The sequence below is a fragment of the Falsihalocynthiibacter sp. BN13B15 genome, from assembly GCF_041205415.1.
Taxonomy (GTDB): Bacteria; Pseudomonadota; Alphaproteobacteria; order Rhodobacterales; family Rhodobacteraceae; genus Falsihalocynthiibacter; species Falsihalocynthiibacter arcticus.
Genome location: NZ_JBGFCE010000004.1, coordinates 319665 through 336707 on the forward strand (window position 1 = coordinate 319665; position 17043 = coordinate 336707).

General features: G+C 51.4%; 17 protein-coding genes. 9 read left to right on the forward strand and 8 right to left on the reverse strand.

The genetic code is table 11. The annotated features are described in order from the left end of the window. Positions 1 to 440 precede the first annotated feature (440 nt). Complete coding sequence (locus AB9F26_RS09220) at positions 441 to 1040, reverse strand: TetR/AcrR family transcriptional regulator (RefSeq protein WP_369756941.1); 600 nt, start codon at positions 1038 to 1040, stop codon at positions 441 to 443. Between the two features lie 100 nt (positions 1041 to 1140). On the opposite strand from AB9F26_RS09220, the gene AB9F26_RS09225 reads away from it, so the two are divergent. Both AB9F26_RS09225 and AB9F26_RS09230 read left to right on the forward strand, forming a co-directional pair. Further along, on the forward strand, positions 1141 to 2115 hold the full coding sequence (locus tag AB9F26_RS09225) for an alpha/beta fold hydrolase (RefSeq protein WP_369767855.1): 975 nt from the start codon (positions 1141 to 1143) through the stop codon (positions 2113 to 2115). Beyond that, positions 2108 to 2449 (forward strand): hypothetical protein, encoded by a 342-nt coding sequence (locus AB9F26_RS09230; protein ID WP_369756939.1) that lies wholly within the window; start codon positions 2108 to 2110, stop codon positions 2447 to 2449. The genes AB9F26_RS09225 and AB9F26_RS09230 overlap by 8 nt, the downstream gene beginning before the upstream one ends. A gap of 198 nt (positions 2450 to 2647) precedes the next feature. Here AB9F26_RS09230 and AB9F26_RS09235 read toward each other — a convergent pair whose 3' ends face one another. Continuing rightward, entirely contained in the window at positions 2648 to 3067 is a 420-nt protein-coding gene (locus AB9F26_RS09235) for a winged helix-turn-helix transcriptional regulator (RefSeq protein ID WP_369756938.1), read from the reverse strand. Between the two features lie 71 nt (positions 3068 to 3138). Between AB9F26_RS09235 and AB9F26_RS09240 the strand changes: the two genes are divergently transcribed. The 5 genes from AB9F26_RS09240 to AB9F26_RS09260 all read left to right on the forward strand — a co-directional run bounded on the left by AB9F26_RS09240 (position 3139) and on the right by AB9F26_RS09260 (position 8367). After that, positions 3139 to 3780, forward strand: coding sequence for an NAD(P)H-dependent oxidoreductase (locus AB9F26_RS09240; RefSeq protein WP_369756937.1), 642 nt, complete (start codon positions 3139 to 3141; stop codon positions 3778 to 3780). A gap of 1 nt (position 3781) precedes the next feature. After that, positions 3782 to 4633: a DJ-1/PfpI family protein gene (locus tag AB9F26_RS09245; RefSeq protein WP_369756936.1), complete on the forward strand. Its 852-nt coding sequence runs from the start codon at positions 3782 to 3784 to the stop codon at positions 4631 to 4633. Positions 4634 to 4858: 225 nt separating this feature from the next. Beyond that, the gene (locus tag AB9F26_RS09250; protein WP_369767856.1) at positions 4859 to 5140 is read left to right on the forward strand and encodes a hypothetical protein; all 282 of its coding nucleotides are present in this window, start codon (positions 4859 to 4861) and stop codon (positions 5138 to 5140) included. 327 nt (positions 5141 to 5467) lie between these two features. Then, positions 5468 to 7432, forward strand: coding sequence for a DNA/RNA helicase domain-containing protein (locus AB9F26_RS09255; protein ID WP_369767857.1), 1965 nt, complete (start codon positions 5468 to 5470; stop codon positions 7430 to 7432). 596 nt (positions 7433 to 8028) lie between these two features. Next, the gene (locus AB9F26_RS09260) at positions 8029 to 8367 is read left to right on the forward strand and encodes a DUF6693 family protein (protein WP_369767858.1); all 339 of its coding nucleotides are present in this window, start codon (positions 8029 to 8031) and stop codon (positions 8365 to 8367) included. Positions 8368 to 8493: 126 nt separating this feature from the next. Here AB9F26_RS09260 and AB9F26_RS09265 read toward each other — a convergent pair whose 3' ends face one another. From AB9F26_RS09265 to AB9F26_RS09290, 6 genes are all read right to left on the reverse strand, one after another. Further along, on the reverse strand, positions 8494 to 8736 hold the full coding sequence (locus AB9F26_RS09265) for a hypothetical protein (RefSeq protein WP_369767859.1): 243 nt from the start codon (positions 8734 to 8736) through the stop codon (positions 8494 to 8496). Positions 8737 to 8768: 32 nt separating this feature from the next. Next, positions 8769 to 9146 (reverse strand): hypothetical protein, encoded by a 378-nt coding sequence (locus AB9F26_RS09270; RefSeq protein WP_369767860.1) that lies wholly within the window; start codon positions 9144 to 9146, stop codon positions 8769 to 8771. 220 nt (positions 9147 to 9366) lie between these two features. After that, positions 9367 to 11190 carry an AAA family ATPase gene (locus AB9F26_RS09275; protein ID WP_369767861.1) on the reverse strand — a complete coding sequence of 608 codons (1824 nt, stop codon included), beginning with the start codon at positions 11188 to 11190 and terminating at the stop codon, positions 9367 to 9369. A 46-nt stretch (positions 11191 to 11236) separates the two neighbouring features. Continuing rightward, positions 11237 to 11599: a helix-turn-helix transcriptional regulator gene (locus AB9F26_RS09280; RefSeq protein ID WP_369767862.1), complete on the reverse strand. Its 363-nt coding sequence runs from the start codon at positions 11597 to 11599 to the stop codon at positions 11237 to 11239. Next, on the reverse strand, positions 11527 to 11976 hold the full coding sequence (locus AB9F26_RS09285) for a hypothetical protein (protein ID WP_369767934.1): 450 nt from the start codon (positions 11974 to 11976) through the stop codon (positions 11527 to 11529). The genes AB9F26_RS09280 and AB9F26_RS09285 overlap by 73 nt, the downstream gene beginning before the upstream one ends. Before the next feature lie 206 nt (positions 11977 to 12182). Continuing rightward, positions 12183 to 13400, reverse strand: coding sequence for a tyrosine-type recombinase/integrase (locus AB9F26_RS09290; RefSeq protein ID WP_369767863.1), 1218 nt, complete (start codon positions 13398 to 13400; stop codon positions 12183 to 12185). Positions 13401 to 14134: 734 nt separating this feature from the next. On the opposite strand from AB9F26_RS09290, the gene AB9F26_RS09295 reads away from it, so the two are divergent. Beyond that, positions 14135 to 15784: a hypothetical protein gene (locus AB9F26_RS09295; protein ID WP_369767864.1), complete on the forward strand. Its 1650-nt coding sequence runs from the start codon at positions 14135 to 14137 to the stop codon at positions 15782 to 15784. Then, positions 15777 to 16745 (forward strand): hypothetical protein, encoded by a 969-nt coding sequence (locus AB9F26_RS09300; RefSeq protein WP_369767865.1) that lies wholly within the window; start codon positions 15777 to 15779, stop codon positions 16743 to 16745. Before AB9F26_RS09295 ends, AB9F26_RS09300 begins: the two co-directional genes overlap by 8 nt. Positions 16746 to 17043 lie beyond the last annotated feature (298 nt).

Below are 17043 nucleotides of genomic sequence, written 5' to 3' on the forward strand. Positions count from 1 at the left end.
TTTGATCCAATGATCCGCAAATTCGGATTCAAAACTCAAATCCCAGAAATTCCTGCCCTAGACTGCGGAAGGTTTAATGCAGACTTCTGGCCGGACTTTTTAGACTTTCATAAGACGGATAGTCCATTGAGGGTGGCGGTCTCAACCGGACATCCGCGGCGAATTCGGTTTGGCGCGTCTTGCGACTAATGGATTTGACCAATCTGTCAGCGCATAGGTCCGAATTCAGGAAAACCGGCCGTTCGCGACATCTAAGCCAGAGAAGGCTCAGCGACCTTCTTGCTCATGCAGCATTTGTTACTAAGGGCGGAGAGCCGACGTTCGCTGCGGTTTGCACAGAGGTCTGCTATGCGGACAAATCGCCATTTCGCTGCGGTCGCTATGAAGGTCTGCTTTGCTCACTTCGAGGCGGCGTGACTTGGTCGAAATATCTTGCCACTCTACTCGATGATCTGGAATGCATAACGAAGAACGGTTGCGATAGTGGCGTTATCAACCCCTTCTTTTTGCATCCGCATCGCCCCACCGTTTTGAGCATCGAAGTAGAGCGCCGCAGCGTCGGTTGGCATTTTAGCACTGCACTCCCCTTTGGATTTGGCGGTCTCGATCCAAGCCATATAGGTATCCAACACTTCATGGCGAAGCTGATCCACGCGTTCACCTGTAGCTGACCCGAGGCTATCGCGCTGCGCACGCATCGCGACGAACAGGCAACCCGACGGCATCCCCAGCGCCTCGCGGTCTTGCGTTGTGAACGCGACCAAGGCGGCCTTCGCAGCCGCGAAGCTCTGATCTCGTTTTAGAATGTCGAACAACGGCAACAGGGCCAAGCTGCGGTAAGCCTCAAGCGCGGCACGTTTCAAGCCATCATCGCTCCCAAACTCGCGGTAGATTCCGGGTTTTGAAGCGCCTGTCAATTTGCCAATCTCGCCGATGGAGACGTCGGTCGGGCTGAGATCCCAATACTGCATCAATGCAGTCTGTAGAACGTGTTCGCGGTCCAGAGTCTTTGGCCGCCCTCGTTTTTCTGCTTTTTTCATTACGGACTCCAAGGTATTTTAAATTGACTCGCACTTATCGTACCCATAGATACGAAATAAATATTGAAAACGCCATATACCCTACTGGAGTCAAAAAAAGATGCCAAAAAAACCGATTGGAATGCTGGGCCGCATGAACGCGGCAAGCTTGATGATGATGACGCCCGAGTTCTTCAAAGTGCGGCGTCTGCGTACGAAAGGGGCCGCAAAAATAAGCGAGGCCCCAGCGCGTTTTGCAATGAAGCCAGAACGTATGACCTTAGACGGTGTGGACATCCGCTTTGCGAGGGCTGGCAATCCGAAAGGTCCAACAGTGCTTCTTCTGAGCCCACTTCCGCAGAGCATCTTATGTTATGATAAGGTTTGGGACGCTCTTGCGGCTGACACTTATTTGATCGCGCTCGACCTGCCGGGCTTTGGCCGCAGCGCAGGTGACATGAGCTTTATGACCTTCGAGGCGCAAAGCGCATTCCTCGAAAAATTTGTCTTTGAAATGGGTCTGACGGACATTCATATTGTTGCTCCTGATATCGCGATGCCAGTGGCGCTGCATTATGTCATTCACCGTGATCATAAGGCGGCAAGCATTCTGGTCGGGGATGGACCGGGCATTCTGCCTTCGGACAACGGTAGCCTTGTCACCAAGATCATTCATTCCGGATTTTGGCGATCGATGGTGAAAATGACCGGCGCGCGCGCATTCATTGCTGGTGCCATCCAGCTTGGGTATTTGCACTACAGCCCATCAGCAGAGGAAGTCGCAGATTATGTAGCTTCCTACAGCGGGCGGATCGGTCAGGTTTGCTCATGGTTCAAGCATTACCCGGAAGGCTCCAAAGCTATTGATCCCCATCTGGATACACTCGATGTGCCGGTCCACGTTTTTTGGGGTGATCAAGACGCTTTCCTGACAACCGACAATGCAGAACGATTGCACAAACGGCTTCCCAAAAGTGCCTTGACCATTTTTGAAAACTGCGGCCATTTCTGTTACCAGGATAAGGGCCAGGAATTTACCCAACTGGTCCAAAACTGGATCACGGGTGGGTATCATTTGGGCGATTCGCATGGCTGATGTCTTTTACGTCTCGATCACTGGATTGCAGCTGAAAAGAGTGTGGCATGCGCCGACGTTCTGGCGTCATGCAGCCGCATCGATGTCGCAAGCAAAGTCAGCGGATGGATGCCTCTCGGCAGATGCACGCACAATCAATGGCGTTCATCACACTATAACTGTTTGGACTTCTCGCAAGGCAATGCTGGCCTACCTTTCAGAGGGTGCACACCTCAAGGCAATGAAGGCGTTCAAATCGTTTGCGACCGGTAAAGTGTATGGCTTTGAAACAGCAACGGTTCCCGAATGGGCAATAGCCCATACCCTCTGGCTCGAGAAAGGCCGGCAAGTCTGACGCGACGTCTCAGCGCTCAAGAAGCATGATGCATAAAGAGCAAGACCGACCTTTTTACACTGCGCGGCATCGGTCACTCTCCGCTGTCGTTCAATGCACCGCGCTTAGTGGTCCACTGGCGGTCGTTTTCTGCGATCTATGCGTAATATGCGAAGGGCCGCTTTGGAGCGTTGGTAGGACTTGCATCAAGTGAGTTGGTTAATTTGTCGCTTTCTCGTCGTATGCGTGCCGCGCAGAATCAATCATGGCGAGATTTTCCAGTGCCCAATAGCCCAAGGCACTGACGGGCTCTCGGAATGACTGACCCATATCAGTTAGATTGTATTCAACTTTTGGCGGGATTGTTGGGTGATAGGTTCGGTTCACAAGGCCGTCGCGTTCCAACTCTTTGAGGGTCAGGCTGAGCATCCGTTGCGAGATGCCCAGGTTGCGCTTGAGTTCATTAAACCGCAGCGTCCCGTATTCGGCCAAGGAGATCACGACAAGCACGCTCCACCGATCGCCAACACGCGACAGCACTTCGTTGATGCGTTTGCAATCCGGGCATTGTTTGTCGTCCAGCATGGCGGTTCCTTTTTTGTGACCGAGGTTCAGAAATGTGCCTTCTTGCAACATCATTTAGTACTCAATAGATAGTCGGTTACGAATATATACTGCCCTAATGGGGCGCTGACAATAGGATCAAGCATATGACCGCGAAACCACTCAACGATCTTTTGAACTGGCGCTACGCCACAAAGAAGATGGACCCGTCCAAAGATGTCCCGCAGGGCAAGGTTGATGCGATTATCGAGGCGATCCGCATGTCCCCAACATCCAGTGGTACGCAACCGTTCGAGTTGCTTGTTGTGACCAATCCGGACATTCGCAGCAAGATTGCTGAGGCTGCTGGCGGGCAAGTGCAGATCACTGATGGATCGCATCTGTTGGTCTTTGCGGCTTGGGATAATTACACGGCCGAACGGATCGACAACGTCGTCGACCTCAATGTAGCGGCACGTGGCGACCTACCGATGCTGCACGCCTATTACGACAATCTGAAGTCCAATTACCTGCCTCGTGAGGCGGAGGTCAATTACGCCCATGCCGCGCGCCAAGCCTACATCGCATTGGGTATTGCACTGGTCGCCGCCGCCGAGCAAGAGGTCGACAGCACGCCGATGGAAGGCTTTGATCCCGATGCCGTGGACAAAATCCTTGGCCTGAAAGAGCGCGGTTTGCGGTCAGTTGTGTTGCTGCCTCTAGGCTACCGCGACGAGGGCAGTGATTGGTTGCTGCCAATGGGCAAAGTACGCAAGTCCCGCGACACCATCGTCACTGAGGTCAACTGATATGAGCATTCTTCGCAAGCTTTTCCGTGCGACACCGATACCCACAACCGATGGTGCGTTCAGCCCGTCCCCTTTGGCAATCAAACTGGGCACATCGACTACCACGGATTACGATGGTGGGGCTTATGCCAAACCTTATGTGGGCCCCAAAAATCGCGTGCTGATGATCTGCACCGAAGAACGCAACATGACGATGGCCAACGGCAAAAAGTTCTCTACGGGCAACCATCCAGTCGAGATGGGCTTGCCTATGCTTCATCTCATGAACGCGGGTTTTGAAATTGATATTGTGACGCCAACCGGCGCGCCTGTCGCGATCGAGGAATGGGCAATGCCTGCGGATGATGCAGACGTGAAAAGGCTTTATCGCGATCATGCAGATGCCTTTGCGAACCCTGGCAGCCTTGCGGATTTTGTTGCACACAATATGAATGATGAGGCACCTTATGCTGCGGTCTACATCCCCGGAGGCCATGGTGCTATGCTCGGGCTGCCCGACAATAAGGACGTCGGGAAAGTGCTGCACTGGGCGCATGAACGGGGCCTGTTCACACTGGCTCTTTGTCACGGCCCTGCCGCGTTATTGTCCGCGAAGACAAAAAAAGGGTTCTTGTATGAAGGATACAAGATGACTGTGTTCCCAGATTCGGTCGACAAACAAACTCCCATGATCGGCTACTTGCCAGGCCCGATGCCGTGGTGGGTGTGTGAGAAGTTGACTGCTCTGGGCGTGCAGATCACCAACACGAAAGCCGATGCGTCATGCCATATTGATCGTCGTCTGATTACGGGCGCGAGCCCCAAGGCCGCAAATGCTTTTGGTCGACTGGCTTCAGAAACACTGCTGAAATAAATGCTCAAGCTAGAAATTGATCGCAAGGCGCATAGCAGACATTCGTGCGCCTTGCAGCATCAGTCGGATTGGGCTCGGAACTGCCGTTCGCTGCGCAATGCGCCAAGGTCCGCAATGGGCCGTTCGCGATCGACTGGCTAACGTGGAAAAGTGATCTCAATGCCTGGATTTCACGACAATAACTGCTAATCTAACCTTGGTCGCAATCGAAAGCGTGCCCTATAAATGATTAAGGTAATTTGGATGTCCCAGGTGCTAATTATTGAATCTCTAGAATTTATCAAAACAGGTGGTTTTCGACCCGGAAAAGAGATGGAAGAGGCGCATCAGATTTGCCAACTTCACGAGGGTGAGCGACTTTTCGATTGGGTGCACGCTTTGGTTCACCGTATTGAAGGCGATGACTCAAATGCCGGGTACTGGTATCGGCGTGCGGGGAAAACCCGGGAAATGGGGCCTATCGAAGATGAGTGGAAAAAAATTTGTACTGCAGTCGAAGAGACCTAAGGCACATCGAGAATATCTGATTGATATCTCAGATTTTCTGGGCAAACCACCAGACACTTGCACCTACAAGTGGGCGTTCGTCGTTTGGGACCTGACACATGGGTGCGCATGGGCCGTAGTTTTTGAATGCCACTTCAAATCTCAAACTGCGAGTTCCCTGTGTTCGCCTATGGAAGGTCTGATGAAACAAGTCGGCTGGATTTTTTGGCCTATCAGTCGAGAAAAAGGTGTCTGGAAATGCCAGCATCGATAGTTCTCTTTTGAGCCTTTGACTGCGTCGCTAAGGATAGCATGGCCGAGCAATCGAAAAAGGAATACCTTACTTAAATGACAACAAAATCCTACTTCGCCTCAAGCGTCTCAGAATTTCTAAGCACTTCAACCGACATAGTGCTTGGCCGACTTGCCACGCGTGTTGGGACAGAGCACAGCGGCGATGAAGCCAATCAAATTCGCGCCTGGCGGATCCAGATCGACTTGCTCAAGGGGTCATTATTGAAGCTCAATGCCGCCGGGTGGGGAATTCTTCTCGAGATGCCGCTGCTCCGGCTCGGCAGGAGAATCGACGTCATCATTTTGGTTGGAGATCAAGTCGCGTGCATCGAGTTCAAAATCGGTTCGAAAAGATATGGATCTGGTGATGTTGACCAGTCCGTCGATTATGCACTGTGCTTGCGCGACTTTCATGCAGCCAGTCATGGCAGGCAAGTGGTGCCAATCCTCTGTGCGGATCAAGCACCCGACAATCATGAATCCCTTGAGATCGATTTCATTGATGAGGTTGCGGGCTGTTTGTGTGTCAATGGTGACGGTCTGTCGTTAGCATTGAACGCTGTCGCGGAACTCGCCCAAGGCGACCAAATGTCTTGGGTCGATTATGACGCTTCTTCGTATAACCCCACTCCAGATATCGTTTCGGCAGCGCGAGGTCTTTATGCCGGTCACTCCGTTCGTGAGATAGGGCGCGCGGACGCATCCGCCGAGGCGCTGGAACGCACTTCAGAGCGTTTGCGGCAGATTACAAACCAAGCGCGCGAGGAAGGACGCAAAGTTGTGTGTTTTGTCACTGGTGAACCTGGTTCTGGCAAAACGTTGTTAGGCTTGGATTTAGTTTTGACCGGGAACGCCGGACGTGTCGCGGGGGAGCCAGCGGCACTCTTGAGCGGGAATCGACCATTAGTTTTTGTGCTCCAGGCTGCAATAGCCGAAGACGCGCGTGATCGCCTGGGCATCAAAGCGGGCGAGGCTAAACGGCAGGCGCAACAGGCACTTCAGACATTGCTGGGCTACTTGAAGGACCATGTAGAGCCGACGTCCAATCCACCGGAACACGTCATTGTATTTGACGAGGCACAACGAGCATGGGACGCCGAGACTGGCCTGAAACTTCTTGGGCGGGCTAGTTCAGAACCCGAGCTCTTTCTTGAAATCATGGGACGATTACCATGGGCGTGTCTTGTCTGCCTCGTCGGGCCTGGACAAGAAATCAATCGAGGAGAAGGTGGGCTTGCTCTATGGGGCGAAGCTCTCACCAACGCTCGCGAGTGGACCGCACATGTCTCAACCGAAGCATTGCACGGTCGGGATGGGATGACTGGACTTCTGGGCGGCTTGGAAGAAAGTGCTCTTACATTGGAGATCGAGCCAGACTTGCATCTAACCAGCAACTTGCGTGCATATCGGAACAATCTTCACGGCCGATGGGTCGGGGCATTGTTGAACGCCAAAATCGCGGATGCGGCCGCAATCGCAAAGAACATGGAGCATCCTCCAGCGTTCGTGACGCGTGATGAGCACGCTATGAAAACTTGGTTGCGATCTCGCCAGCGCGGCGAACAGCGGGTCGGACTGCTGGCGAGCTCAGGAGCGACGCGTTTGATTGCTGAAGGCATACCGCCTTCACCAAGATCAAATGAGCTGGATCAAGTCGTGCATTGGTTTCTCAGACCTGAAGGCGATTTCCGGTCATCGAACGCACTCGAGGTCCCGCTCTCCGAGTTCGTTTGCCAGGGTTTGGAAATTGACTATGCGGGCCTATGCTGGGGCAACGACCTCACATGGTCTGGACAGGAATGGGTTCCTCGCAAAATGCGCGCCCCCAAATGGCAGACGCTGAAAAAAGAAGAGGCCAAACAATATCGGATCAATGCTTACCGCGTCCTTCTAACAAGGGCCCGAGCAGGAACGGTGATTTATGTGCCGAAAGGCGACGCCAACGACCCAACCAGACAATCGTCAGACTTCAACGGAATTTTTGAAGTGCTAAAGGCGGCGGGTTGCGAAGACTTGTAGGCGGCGGCTTTGGTTTCAAAACTCGACGCCGAGATATCCCTGTTTTCGCCTACCAACATTTTGAAAGAGACATCCGTCTGGACTTTTTGGACTTTTGACAGGCGGTGATCTTGGATTGACGATGCTGGCATTCCGAGCATGGATAATCTGCTTGCAGCTGCTTCCTGTGGATCTGTGCCGAGTGGATAATAGCCACTGAATAGATGTCGTCATCGACGCGGACGGATTTCGAGTCTTGGAGATTGTCACCCATATCCAACCCAGCGGCTTCGGGAATTTTGAGCCAACTGTCCATAACAGACTGGCAAGACTCGGTGATTTGGAATGGCTTGGGTTTGGGCAGACCAATATAGAGTCCGCGTGTCGTGTATGTTCAAACGCAACGACAAGCCGAATTAAGTGGACGAAACGAAAGTAACTTTGGTTTGTTGGTGAAGGTCTGGTTTGAATTGGACCACATTCACCAAGGTTGCTTCCATCCCAAATCAAACTGTGATCACAAAAGCAAGAAGCTGTTTCTTTATGAAAATTCAGGTTTGGATACCCACCGTTCTCACCTAATGATTGAGGTATTGATTCTATTGAAAGGAATACTAATGGGTCGTTTAGCTTCTCGATTTCGCTGTGATTTCAGCGTGGGTGACGCAATCGGCAACGTAATTATCTGGTTTGTCTTAATTGTTATTACTCTTGGACTCGCGGCCTTTGTATTCCCCTACTACCTACTCAAAGCGGTCATTAACCGAACAACAGTGTTAGCCCAAGACGGCACCGAAATCGGTAAGTTGTCATGTGATATTTCACTCGGCACAGCGGTTGGAAACGCGATAATTTGGGTGTTTCTGTCCATCATCACACTCGGATTGGCGTATCTGGTCTATATTTACCGCGTTTACCGTGTGGTTCTTAACGAAACAAAGATCGAATATTATTGATCTGGCGACGGGCTGGGACGATTGCCGCAATTTTCTTACATACATCACGCAAAATGATTATTAATGCGTTTAGCGGCGATCTCAGCGTGTCTAGCAACATATCCCGATCGCATCGAACCCCACTTATCAATCATATACGCCAACTTTCCATTGACCGTCGTCACGCCAAATCTGCGTGTTCGGCACTAAGTTTCCATCGATGTCATTAATTGAATAAATTTTCTTAACTGATGGATCAATTGCTTGAAAATGAGCGATGCTTGGATCCATGTCCGGACAACTAGTCTCATCCAGTATCAATATACCGGTTTTCGTTTCAGCGTCATAAGTCTCACGCAGAACATTACATTGTAACTGTTTATCATACATCGCGGCTCTCCTTGTTTCGTGAATGTCGCCCATCAATGCCGCCGCCCCACGACTATTTCCAATTTTGTGCGCAAATCAGCGCGTTCTTCGGCAGTCAGTTTTGAGAAGTCATGCGGTGGATGTTCTTGTTTTTGTTTGATCTCAAGCGTCTGGCCCTCTTTCCACCCAGCGCGTGTTTTCAACCAGAATATCGTCGCTGGCGTTGAACCCTGCTCTATCAACCGAAATAGCCGACGCACCACTTTGGCATTGGCCAATTCCAATCCGTTTTCCAATTCGTCTTTGTAATGACGACGCAACGTGTTCATGCCGATGTCCAGTGCTTTGGCAATTGTGGTTTTCGGTGTGCCACCCGCCACCAGCACTTCAACAATGTGTCGTTGATCTTCACTCGGTGTGTGTGTTGGCATCACCATAACCTGCATGTCCCTGGCTTGTGATCACAAAAGGATTTCGTAGGGATGTTAAGTGAAATCCGGCGTTCACCAAACCGATGACATGGTAATTGATGGCATTTTCAAAAGTCATCATAACATTCATACACACATATTTTTATTTTAATCATAGATAGTTATCCATGTTTTATGTCATTTTGATCGATCGTAATAATATTGTTCGTGTGGTGTGTATTTATGATGAATCATCATTTTCAACGTGTGTCAGTTTCCATTTTGAATTGGGCCCTTTGCCGACTTGGACAATCAACCCCTCTTTTGCCAGTTCCGCTCGTACAGCGTTGACCGTCGGTTCAGATGCACTTGTACGGTATTGGGCGGACAACCAGACATCCAGCCATGACATCGGCTTGTCGCTCAGTGTCTTTAATATGTGTTCGCGCGCTTCTGCGCTCTGTGTCGCAGGGCGGCCCGGTTCGCGCTTCTTAGGTGCGCAGATCTCGAATACGTCTGCATCAATTTCCCCGGTGGCGACCAGTTTCGGAACGTCGTCTCTGCCGCCACCGTACTTTTCAAACACTATCGTTGGTCCTTCGGGGCTGGCACTTGCCTTGCCGTGTCCCAAGGCCAACCGTTCAGGGTCTGCCGGGTCGACGCCTAAAAATAATGCGGAACGGACAGTTGCCGCAAAGCCAATAGAACCAACAATTCGATTTAGTGGATGTTCGTTGGTCTGTTTGTTCAGATGGCCAAGCCCCAATATGCAAGTACCCGTAGCCTCGGCGGCATCATTCAATCTACCAAGAAACTCGCCTACCTCATTTTGGCGGTGCATATCGCGTGCGCCCCCCATGAAGTGCGAAAATGTATCAATCACAACCATGGCCGGTTTCTTGTCGTAGACGTAGTCTTCGAGCGCTTGAAGCCGATCTTCAATCAGGGCGAGTGGGCTGTGCATGATGTCGAGGTTGTCAATATTGAAACCGGTCTTTTCCAGGCGTGCGAGCGTGACACGGGCGAAACTGTCTTCAGCTGACAAAAGCAATACTTTTCCAGGCGCGCTTCGCTCGTCAGACAAAGGCCATTTGCCGCCGGTCGTTACGATGCTAATCAACAGGGCGATAAGCATGGACTTTCCGCGTCCAGGATCACCTGCAAGGATGGTAAGACCGTACTTAGGCAAATAGGGGTACCAAAGCCATTCCATTTGAAGTGCGAATCTTTGCTTGGGGGGACCAAATAATTCTTCCACAGGTTCTGAGTAGCGACCACTGCTTCGAGCAATTGCCTTAATTTCGCTTTCTTCTAGAGGCTCGTCGCAAGCAATTTGATTCAGAGAACTAATGGCATCAAATACGAATGCGTCGTCATCAAGTATCCTGCGCAGTGCTGTTGAATGACGGAACAGGGTGTCATTTCGCTTGCCCTCAGGGATTGTAGAAGGTTTTTCTGCCTTGCCTTGTCGCTTCTTTTTCTTGGTCTTTCCATCAGACGGGCGAAGGCTTTCAATCTGCGCGCGGGCTTCGATGGCCTTAGTGCCGACCGGCGACGCCCATCGGTACGTATGACCAGATGCATGCCTACTCGGCGGCACCACAGCCATGCGGCTGATTCCAGTCAGAATATCCAATTGGTCCCGCTTGAAGGTGCCACTGGGCGCTTCCTTGAGGAAGTAATGATGCGTACCGCGTGAGGTTTGTACTGATGACGTTGGCGGAAGTTTCAATGTCTGGAACAGTTTTTGCCCTTCTGGTCCGTCGACATCTACGACCGTGATACCCGCCAATGTCACCGCTAAGTTTGCAAGAGGGTGCCTTTTTAGCGCCTTGCGGATCAGATATTTGCTTCGAGTTGCGCTGTGCACGCCTTCGGGAAAGTATTCCGAGATAGGGTGTTTGCCCGGACTGGTGCATTTCAAATTTCCGCAGGTGCATTTTTCATTCTTGTCAATTCCGTGCAAAAGTAGGACCCGAAAACCCTGCTCAATGTATCCGCTTGCTGCGGTGAGCGTCTTCTTTGAGAACATAGCTCTCGTGACGCGAAACTCGCGTTTTCTCATAATTTATCCTTCGATTTATTGGGAGAGGCGCTAACGCCAGGGATGCCTATTCGCTGAAATCGGTACTGCTAATTCCAACTGGCCGGGTTTCGATCCACTTTTCGATTTCAATGAGTTTCCACGCGATGCGACCTGGGCTGAGCCGAATCCGTAGAGGGAAATGCCCTGCCGCCTCCAAACGCCGCAGGTGTTCGCGTGAATACGAAACACCCAGCACTTTCAAATCCTCATAACCTAGAAGTATTTTGGGTGTTCGGCTTTGAGATTCAGTTGGCTGCATGGAACGTCCTTTGATTTCACGATTTGTGTAACAATGACGCGGGATGCATGCCCCTTTCAAAGCCGAATTAACGGTGTTTTTTCGACGTATCCGTACTCGGTGTAAAGTGAGTCTAGGATTTCTCGACATCGTTTCTCGGGCGGTTCCTCAATTTCAGAACTGTCTTGGTGCGTGTACCACTCTTGAAGCATCCGAATGCGACAAGCCTTTTTGGGAGTCAAGCCTTTGCTCTCAATCGACCGGCGTAGCCAAAGTTCAATAGTTGACCATTCGTATGCTGCTTTAGTACCTGCGGTTTCGTTGCATTTGATAAGATGCTCGCATAAGCGTCCCGCATCTATCTCGCAGATACGTCGAGAGTACATTCGGAACCCAACTTCGGAGGAAGGAACACGAATAAAGCGGCGATCCTTGTCATCCAGTGGCATTTCGGGTTTGCCAAATTCCTTTGGGGCACGTGGTTCCGCCAGTCGCCCCTCAAAGACCTGGGCGATCCGGCGATCCAATACCTCCCTTAGAAATTGCTCCGCATGGAATTTTCGATATCGCGCTGCATTCCCGCCCACCCGGGGTGATTTGCTTTCGAACGGAAGTTCCGGGCAAAGCCTTAGGACTGCATTAATGGCAGAGCGTTCGTAGGGACAACTGTCATCGTCTGTCAGCGCCGGGTATTCATCCCATGACCAGCCAACAGGAAAAAGATGGAACCCAATCAGATTCGCGGCAACCCGGAGCCGTGATCTGTAGTGCTCCGCATGGTGGGATCGGATTTGTCTCCAGATTCCCGGGAACCCTGTATAGTTGATTGGATCAGGTGGCCTGCCCATTGTTCCAGTGCCTCTCGTTTTTCCTCAGCGTAAGAGTAGCGGTTATAGACCGCTGCCACACCTGAAATTATCCCAGACTTATGATTAAGCACTTTTTCGATGATGTGCGGCGAGACACCAATGCGCGCCATACCAGACGCAGCAGTGCGGCGCAGATCATGCACCCACCAGTCACTTGTACCCATTGCATCATCGATACGGGCCTTAGCGCGGCCAAAGCCAGACACCGGCGTCGTACCGGTTGTGGTAAATACAAAGTCAGACCCAGCAAAGCGCGGCAGGGATCGTAGAATGGACACTACTTCAGATGACAGAGGCACATCATGCGCCAGACCGTTTTTGGCGCGCTCGGCAGGAATGGTCCATATCGCAGTCTCAAAATCAATATGCGACCATTTCATTTCGGATACTTCGCCGCGTCTTTGTCCGGTTAGCAGAAGAACCTGAAGAATTGATCCGAAGGGGTATGCCTCAGCTTTGGCAGCGTCCATGAACTTGGACAGCTCAGCTTCGGTCAATACCCGATCACGCGCTTTGGACTTTGACGGTGGTTTCAGGCCAGCGATGGGGTTCACATCGATCATGCCGCGATCAAGCGACCAGTTCATCAGTTTCTTTAGAACGGCCAATGCGTGATTGGCTCGACCCGGTGCACCACCAGCAACGATGTCATCAAGAATGCGGACAGCGTCGGTACGCTTGATTTGGGAAATTGGTGTTTTGTAAAGCGGCGCCCATTTCTGATCCAGCAGACGTTCCTGTTCGCACCAGCCGCGATTACGGGGTTTGGCATAAAGCGTGATGAACATCGGAACCACTTCGCCCAATGTCAGTGACGCTTCCGGTGGTTCAATACCGAGCTGCGCGTTATGCAGAATGCTTTTTGCTTGGTCACGGGCATCTGAAAGCCCGACAGCGGGGTGGGTGCCGATCTTGATACGTTTAATTCGGCCATCGACACGCGTTGAGCAAAACCACGTTTTACCACCAGTCACTGACACACGGATACCAAAGCCCGGTAGCATCAGGTCATAGACTTCAAGCCGTTTCGGGCCGGGGGCCGTCACGGTGTCAATGTAGCGAGATGTGAGTTTCTTTTTCATACAAGATACATAATCCTTCCTTCACCAAATCTCATGGGTGACAATGGAAGATTATCTCTGAAAAACAGAGGTTTGTCACCGTATCCGATGTGGCGGGATGTGGCAGGGTGTGGCGATTTCCCTATTTGCCGTTCAAGTGAAGTTTCAGCTGTATGCCCGCCATTGATCGAATCGAAAATATTCGGCGGAGCAATTCGAGTGCCCTTGGTGAGAGCCAAAGATGATCCGTCGGAGAATGCTTTAGAGAAGGTTTATCGACCCTTTCATGACCACTTCGGCGCGGCGACGGTCTAGAAAGGTTGATATAACTGTCCACCATAATCAAAGGGGCAGAAAAAAATACAGAAAATAATGCTTAAGTAAGTCAGAAATTTGATAACAAAATATCAGAATCTGTCTCGAATTGAAATTGGGAACGGGGCATCCTTTAATCTATCGAAAGGGAGAACCTGATGAGACACTCTAGCCACAGTAACAGGAGATCAGCCCAACGCGGTATCACGAAGAACTTCGTCAATGCGCTTCTGACCCACGCAGATGTTGATCGACCTATTGGAAGCAACTGCCGCCTGTTACGCGTCAGCCGACGGCGATCAATTACCCTAAACATCGACGATCGGCTTGGTCGCTATGCGCTAATCTGGAGCGACAATACTGCACAGATCGTAACTGTAATGCCCTTGCATAAAGGCGCTACCGGGCGGCGCTACCGCCGGAAATTTTGAGAGGCTCCAATGGACAACAATAATAGAGAACAGCGAAGAATTGAACAGCGCGACGCAGATGTTCGTAAGCTTCGAGCATTGGAGCAAAAAGCGGTGCAATCAGGCGAAAAGCTCCGCTCAGGGGACCGACTGAAAGCCGCTTTTCATCTTACACGCGCCTGGAGCCAGGCCAACAAGGAGGGTCTTAGAAAAGAAGTCTTTCAGGATAGAGTCTTGGCGCGTCTAAAAAGACCGCATGGGAAACGTCAGGAATTCCGCCTGAGCAACTGGAAACTTCGGCGCGGAGAAGATCCGAAGACGCAGGATCTGACGGAAAAATACAAAGATAAAAGCACTCCACATAGGTCGCTCGAACCCTATTTTGTTGGCATCACTGTTGCGGCAGAGCATTGCGGTGCAAACGCAGACGATTGGAAGATAAATATGATCCGTGATTTCTCGATTTGGTCTCGTACACAAAACGATCTGGATGTCGCTCCGCTCGACGACCGCCCCGCTGAGACACTAGCGATCCTACTTAATGCACTGTGTGCAGAGCTTGGAAGCTTTAACGGGCTAGCCGAGACTTTCGAGGTGATAGACCGAATGAGCTGTCGTTGGGACATGTTCGAAAAACGACTTGTGGCCTGTGAGGGTTTTTACATGGACCAACTGAAGTTCATAAGCTCGCCAAGTGACCGATATTACGGCACCGAGATTGAAGCGATGTTTCCGCTTCCTTCAGTGCCCCTTTTACGCGTGCCCTATGCTGTCGGAACCATGGAGTTTGAACTGGCCCCCGACGCTTTGCTGCGGCCCCTCGACGATGATGAAAACCGTCGCTACAAAGATGTTGCTAGGATGCCTCCGGAGTTTTTCCCGGAAAATGCGCCGGGACTTGAAAGGGCGTACGGTAACTTGTTCTTCTATCGTGAAGTTGGTCTAGCCATTGTACCCGATGGACGCGGCGGCTTTGAGGGCAATCTTGAATCACGTCCATACGTAGAGGTGGAGTTCGACGAAGCTCACCCCTTCGCTGGCCGGCATCAAATCAAAAACGGGCACATGATTGACCTCGATTCCCTCATCTTTTTAGCTACCGAATTCGACGGTAAGTATCGCTTTCCTAGGATCTGTGCACAGGATGGAACGGATTGGCGATTGAATTTCCCGCAGGAGAGGCCACAACAGTATCAACTTACCGAACGCTATCCCGAAACTACCGGTTGGATTTTCGACAAAGATCCTGTGCGAACACCTGGGGAAACGGTGTTTAGTACAGAGTATATTTGTTTTACGCCTGTAGAAGCGGCTGATGTGCGCCACTGGTTTGCGCAGGATTTGAAACTTGAGGCTCCATGGAATGGGGACTTTGGGCCAGCCCATGTGTGGCCTGAGTGTCCGTGGCCGACGGTAGATACCGCCGAAAAAAAGTCACCGCCACTCTACGAGTTGAACTTCCCAGATCGCAGTTTTGCGACCTCCATTGAGAGCTCCCTTCACGACGGCAGTATCGAAAAAGCTTTGCAATTAAAAATCGATTCTTTGCAAAAGCAAACTGCACGTCTGCAGGCCGATTGGCACGCCACGAGAGAGCGACACAGCAATGCTTTGTTGCGTCGCTGGAGAAGCGACTCTGAAGCAAACAATCCCACTCCGAAGGACCTATCACATGAGTAAATCTAAATATCGCGAAGCGCAATTCTGGTGGCAAGTGACGCCTGTGCTGCCCCCATCAAAAACCTCAAGAGACTATCACATCCTGCGACGTCTTTGGGGCGATCATACAATGAATACAGCGCGGGGTGGGCGCGGTTACTATCACTGGGGAACCGAGGACAACATGACGCCCGGCCTGTTTCAAATCTGGTCAATGTTTCCTGGCGCAATGCGGCCACTCATCGAGGCTACCGGAATGCGGGTAGTTGGAGAAATAACCTTTATAACCTGGGCATATGCATGCGAAGAGGCGGTCGAGCGTGGACACCATCCAGGGGTAAATGGTAGGTTTCTCATACCGGATATCGTGATTTATTTCGAAGATGGCGACGGTCCGGGTATTGTTTCGTTTGAGGTCAAGCGCCCGGGCGTCAAGCCAGTTGAGAAGGATGCAGACAAGCTTCGAGCTTACACCATGCTGCGTTCAATGGATCGGTACATCCGTCGTAAAGCGATCTTTCTCCTTAGTGATGACATGACCGAAGTTGCAAAGAACATTGCGCCAGACCTTCCGGCGGTGACCTGGGAAAACATGATGAGAATGCAGATTGCCGGAGCGAATACTCTTTCCGAACAGGATGCAAAACACGTCGGTCCATGGATCAGTCGAGCGTATTCAAGATATGGGATCGGTGATTTACCAGCACCTTTGCCGGCGAGCCCTGCTGGATACGGCAGTGCTTTGTCTATAGCTGCCATCAGCAACAAGATGCAGTCGGAGCAGGCTCGGAATTTTGTTTGGGGATCCGAAATCGTCGAGGCCTTTCTTTCTGGACGAGACGTGGAGCCACCTACTGATTGGATGAAAGATGCCCTTAGCCGGGAGGCAATGTCGGCGGCACACCTGCAGAAAACTAGGGATCGGCGGATTAATCGTTGGCATCCAGATTGGCAGATCGCTTATGAGCGCGCCTTGCCATAGGAGTGGCTATTTTTCCGAGGGTGTCGGTCTGCAGCGATGAGCCAGGCTGCCATAAATGGACCGTCAGGGGACAGAGGCTAGCGCCGAGTTGCCATTCAGCGTTCCGATACAACAACCAACTGAGGCAATCCGATTATGTGGTCCTTCCTATCTCTGTTCGTCTTGATCTCCGCCGGAGTGCTTTTACTTTTTCATCCGGTCGTTGCAAGCTCGATTCATTCGCTAATGCTGTTGGCGACCTTTCTGATGGTGGTGTTTTTTCTAACGCTGCTCGCCTGGCTGGCTCTCGCAGGATGAA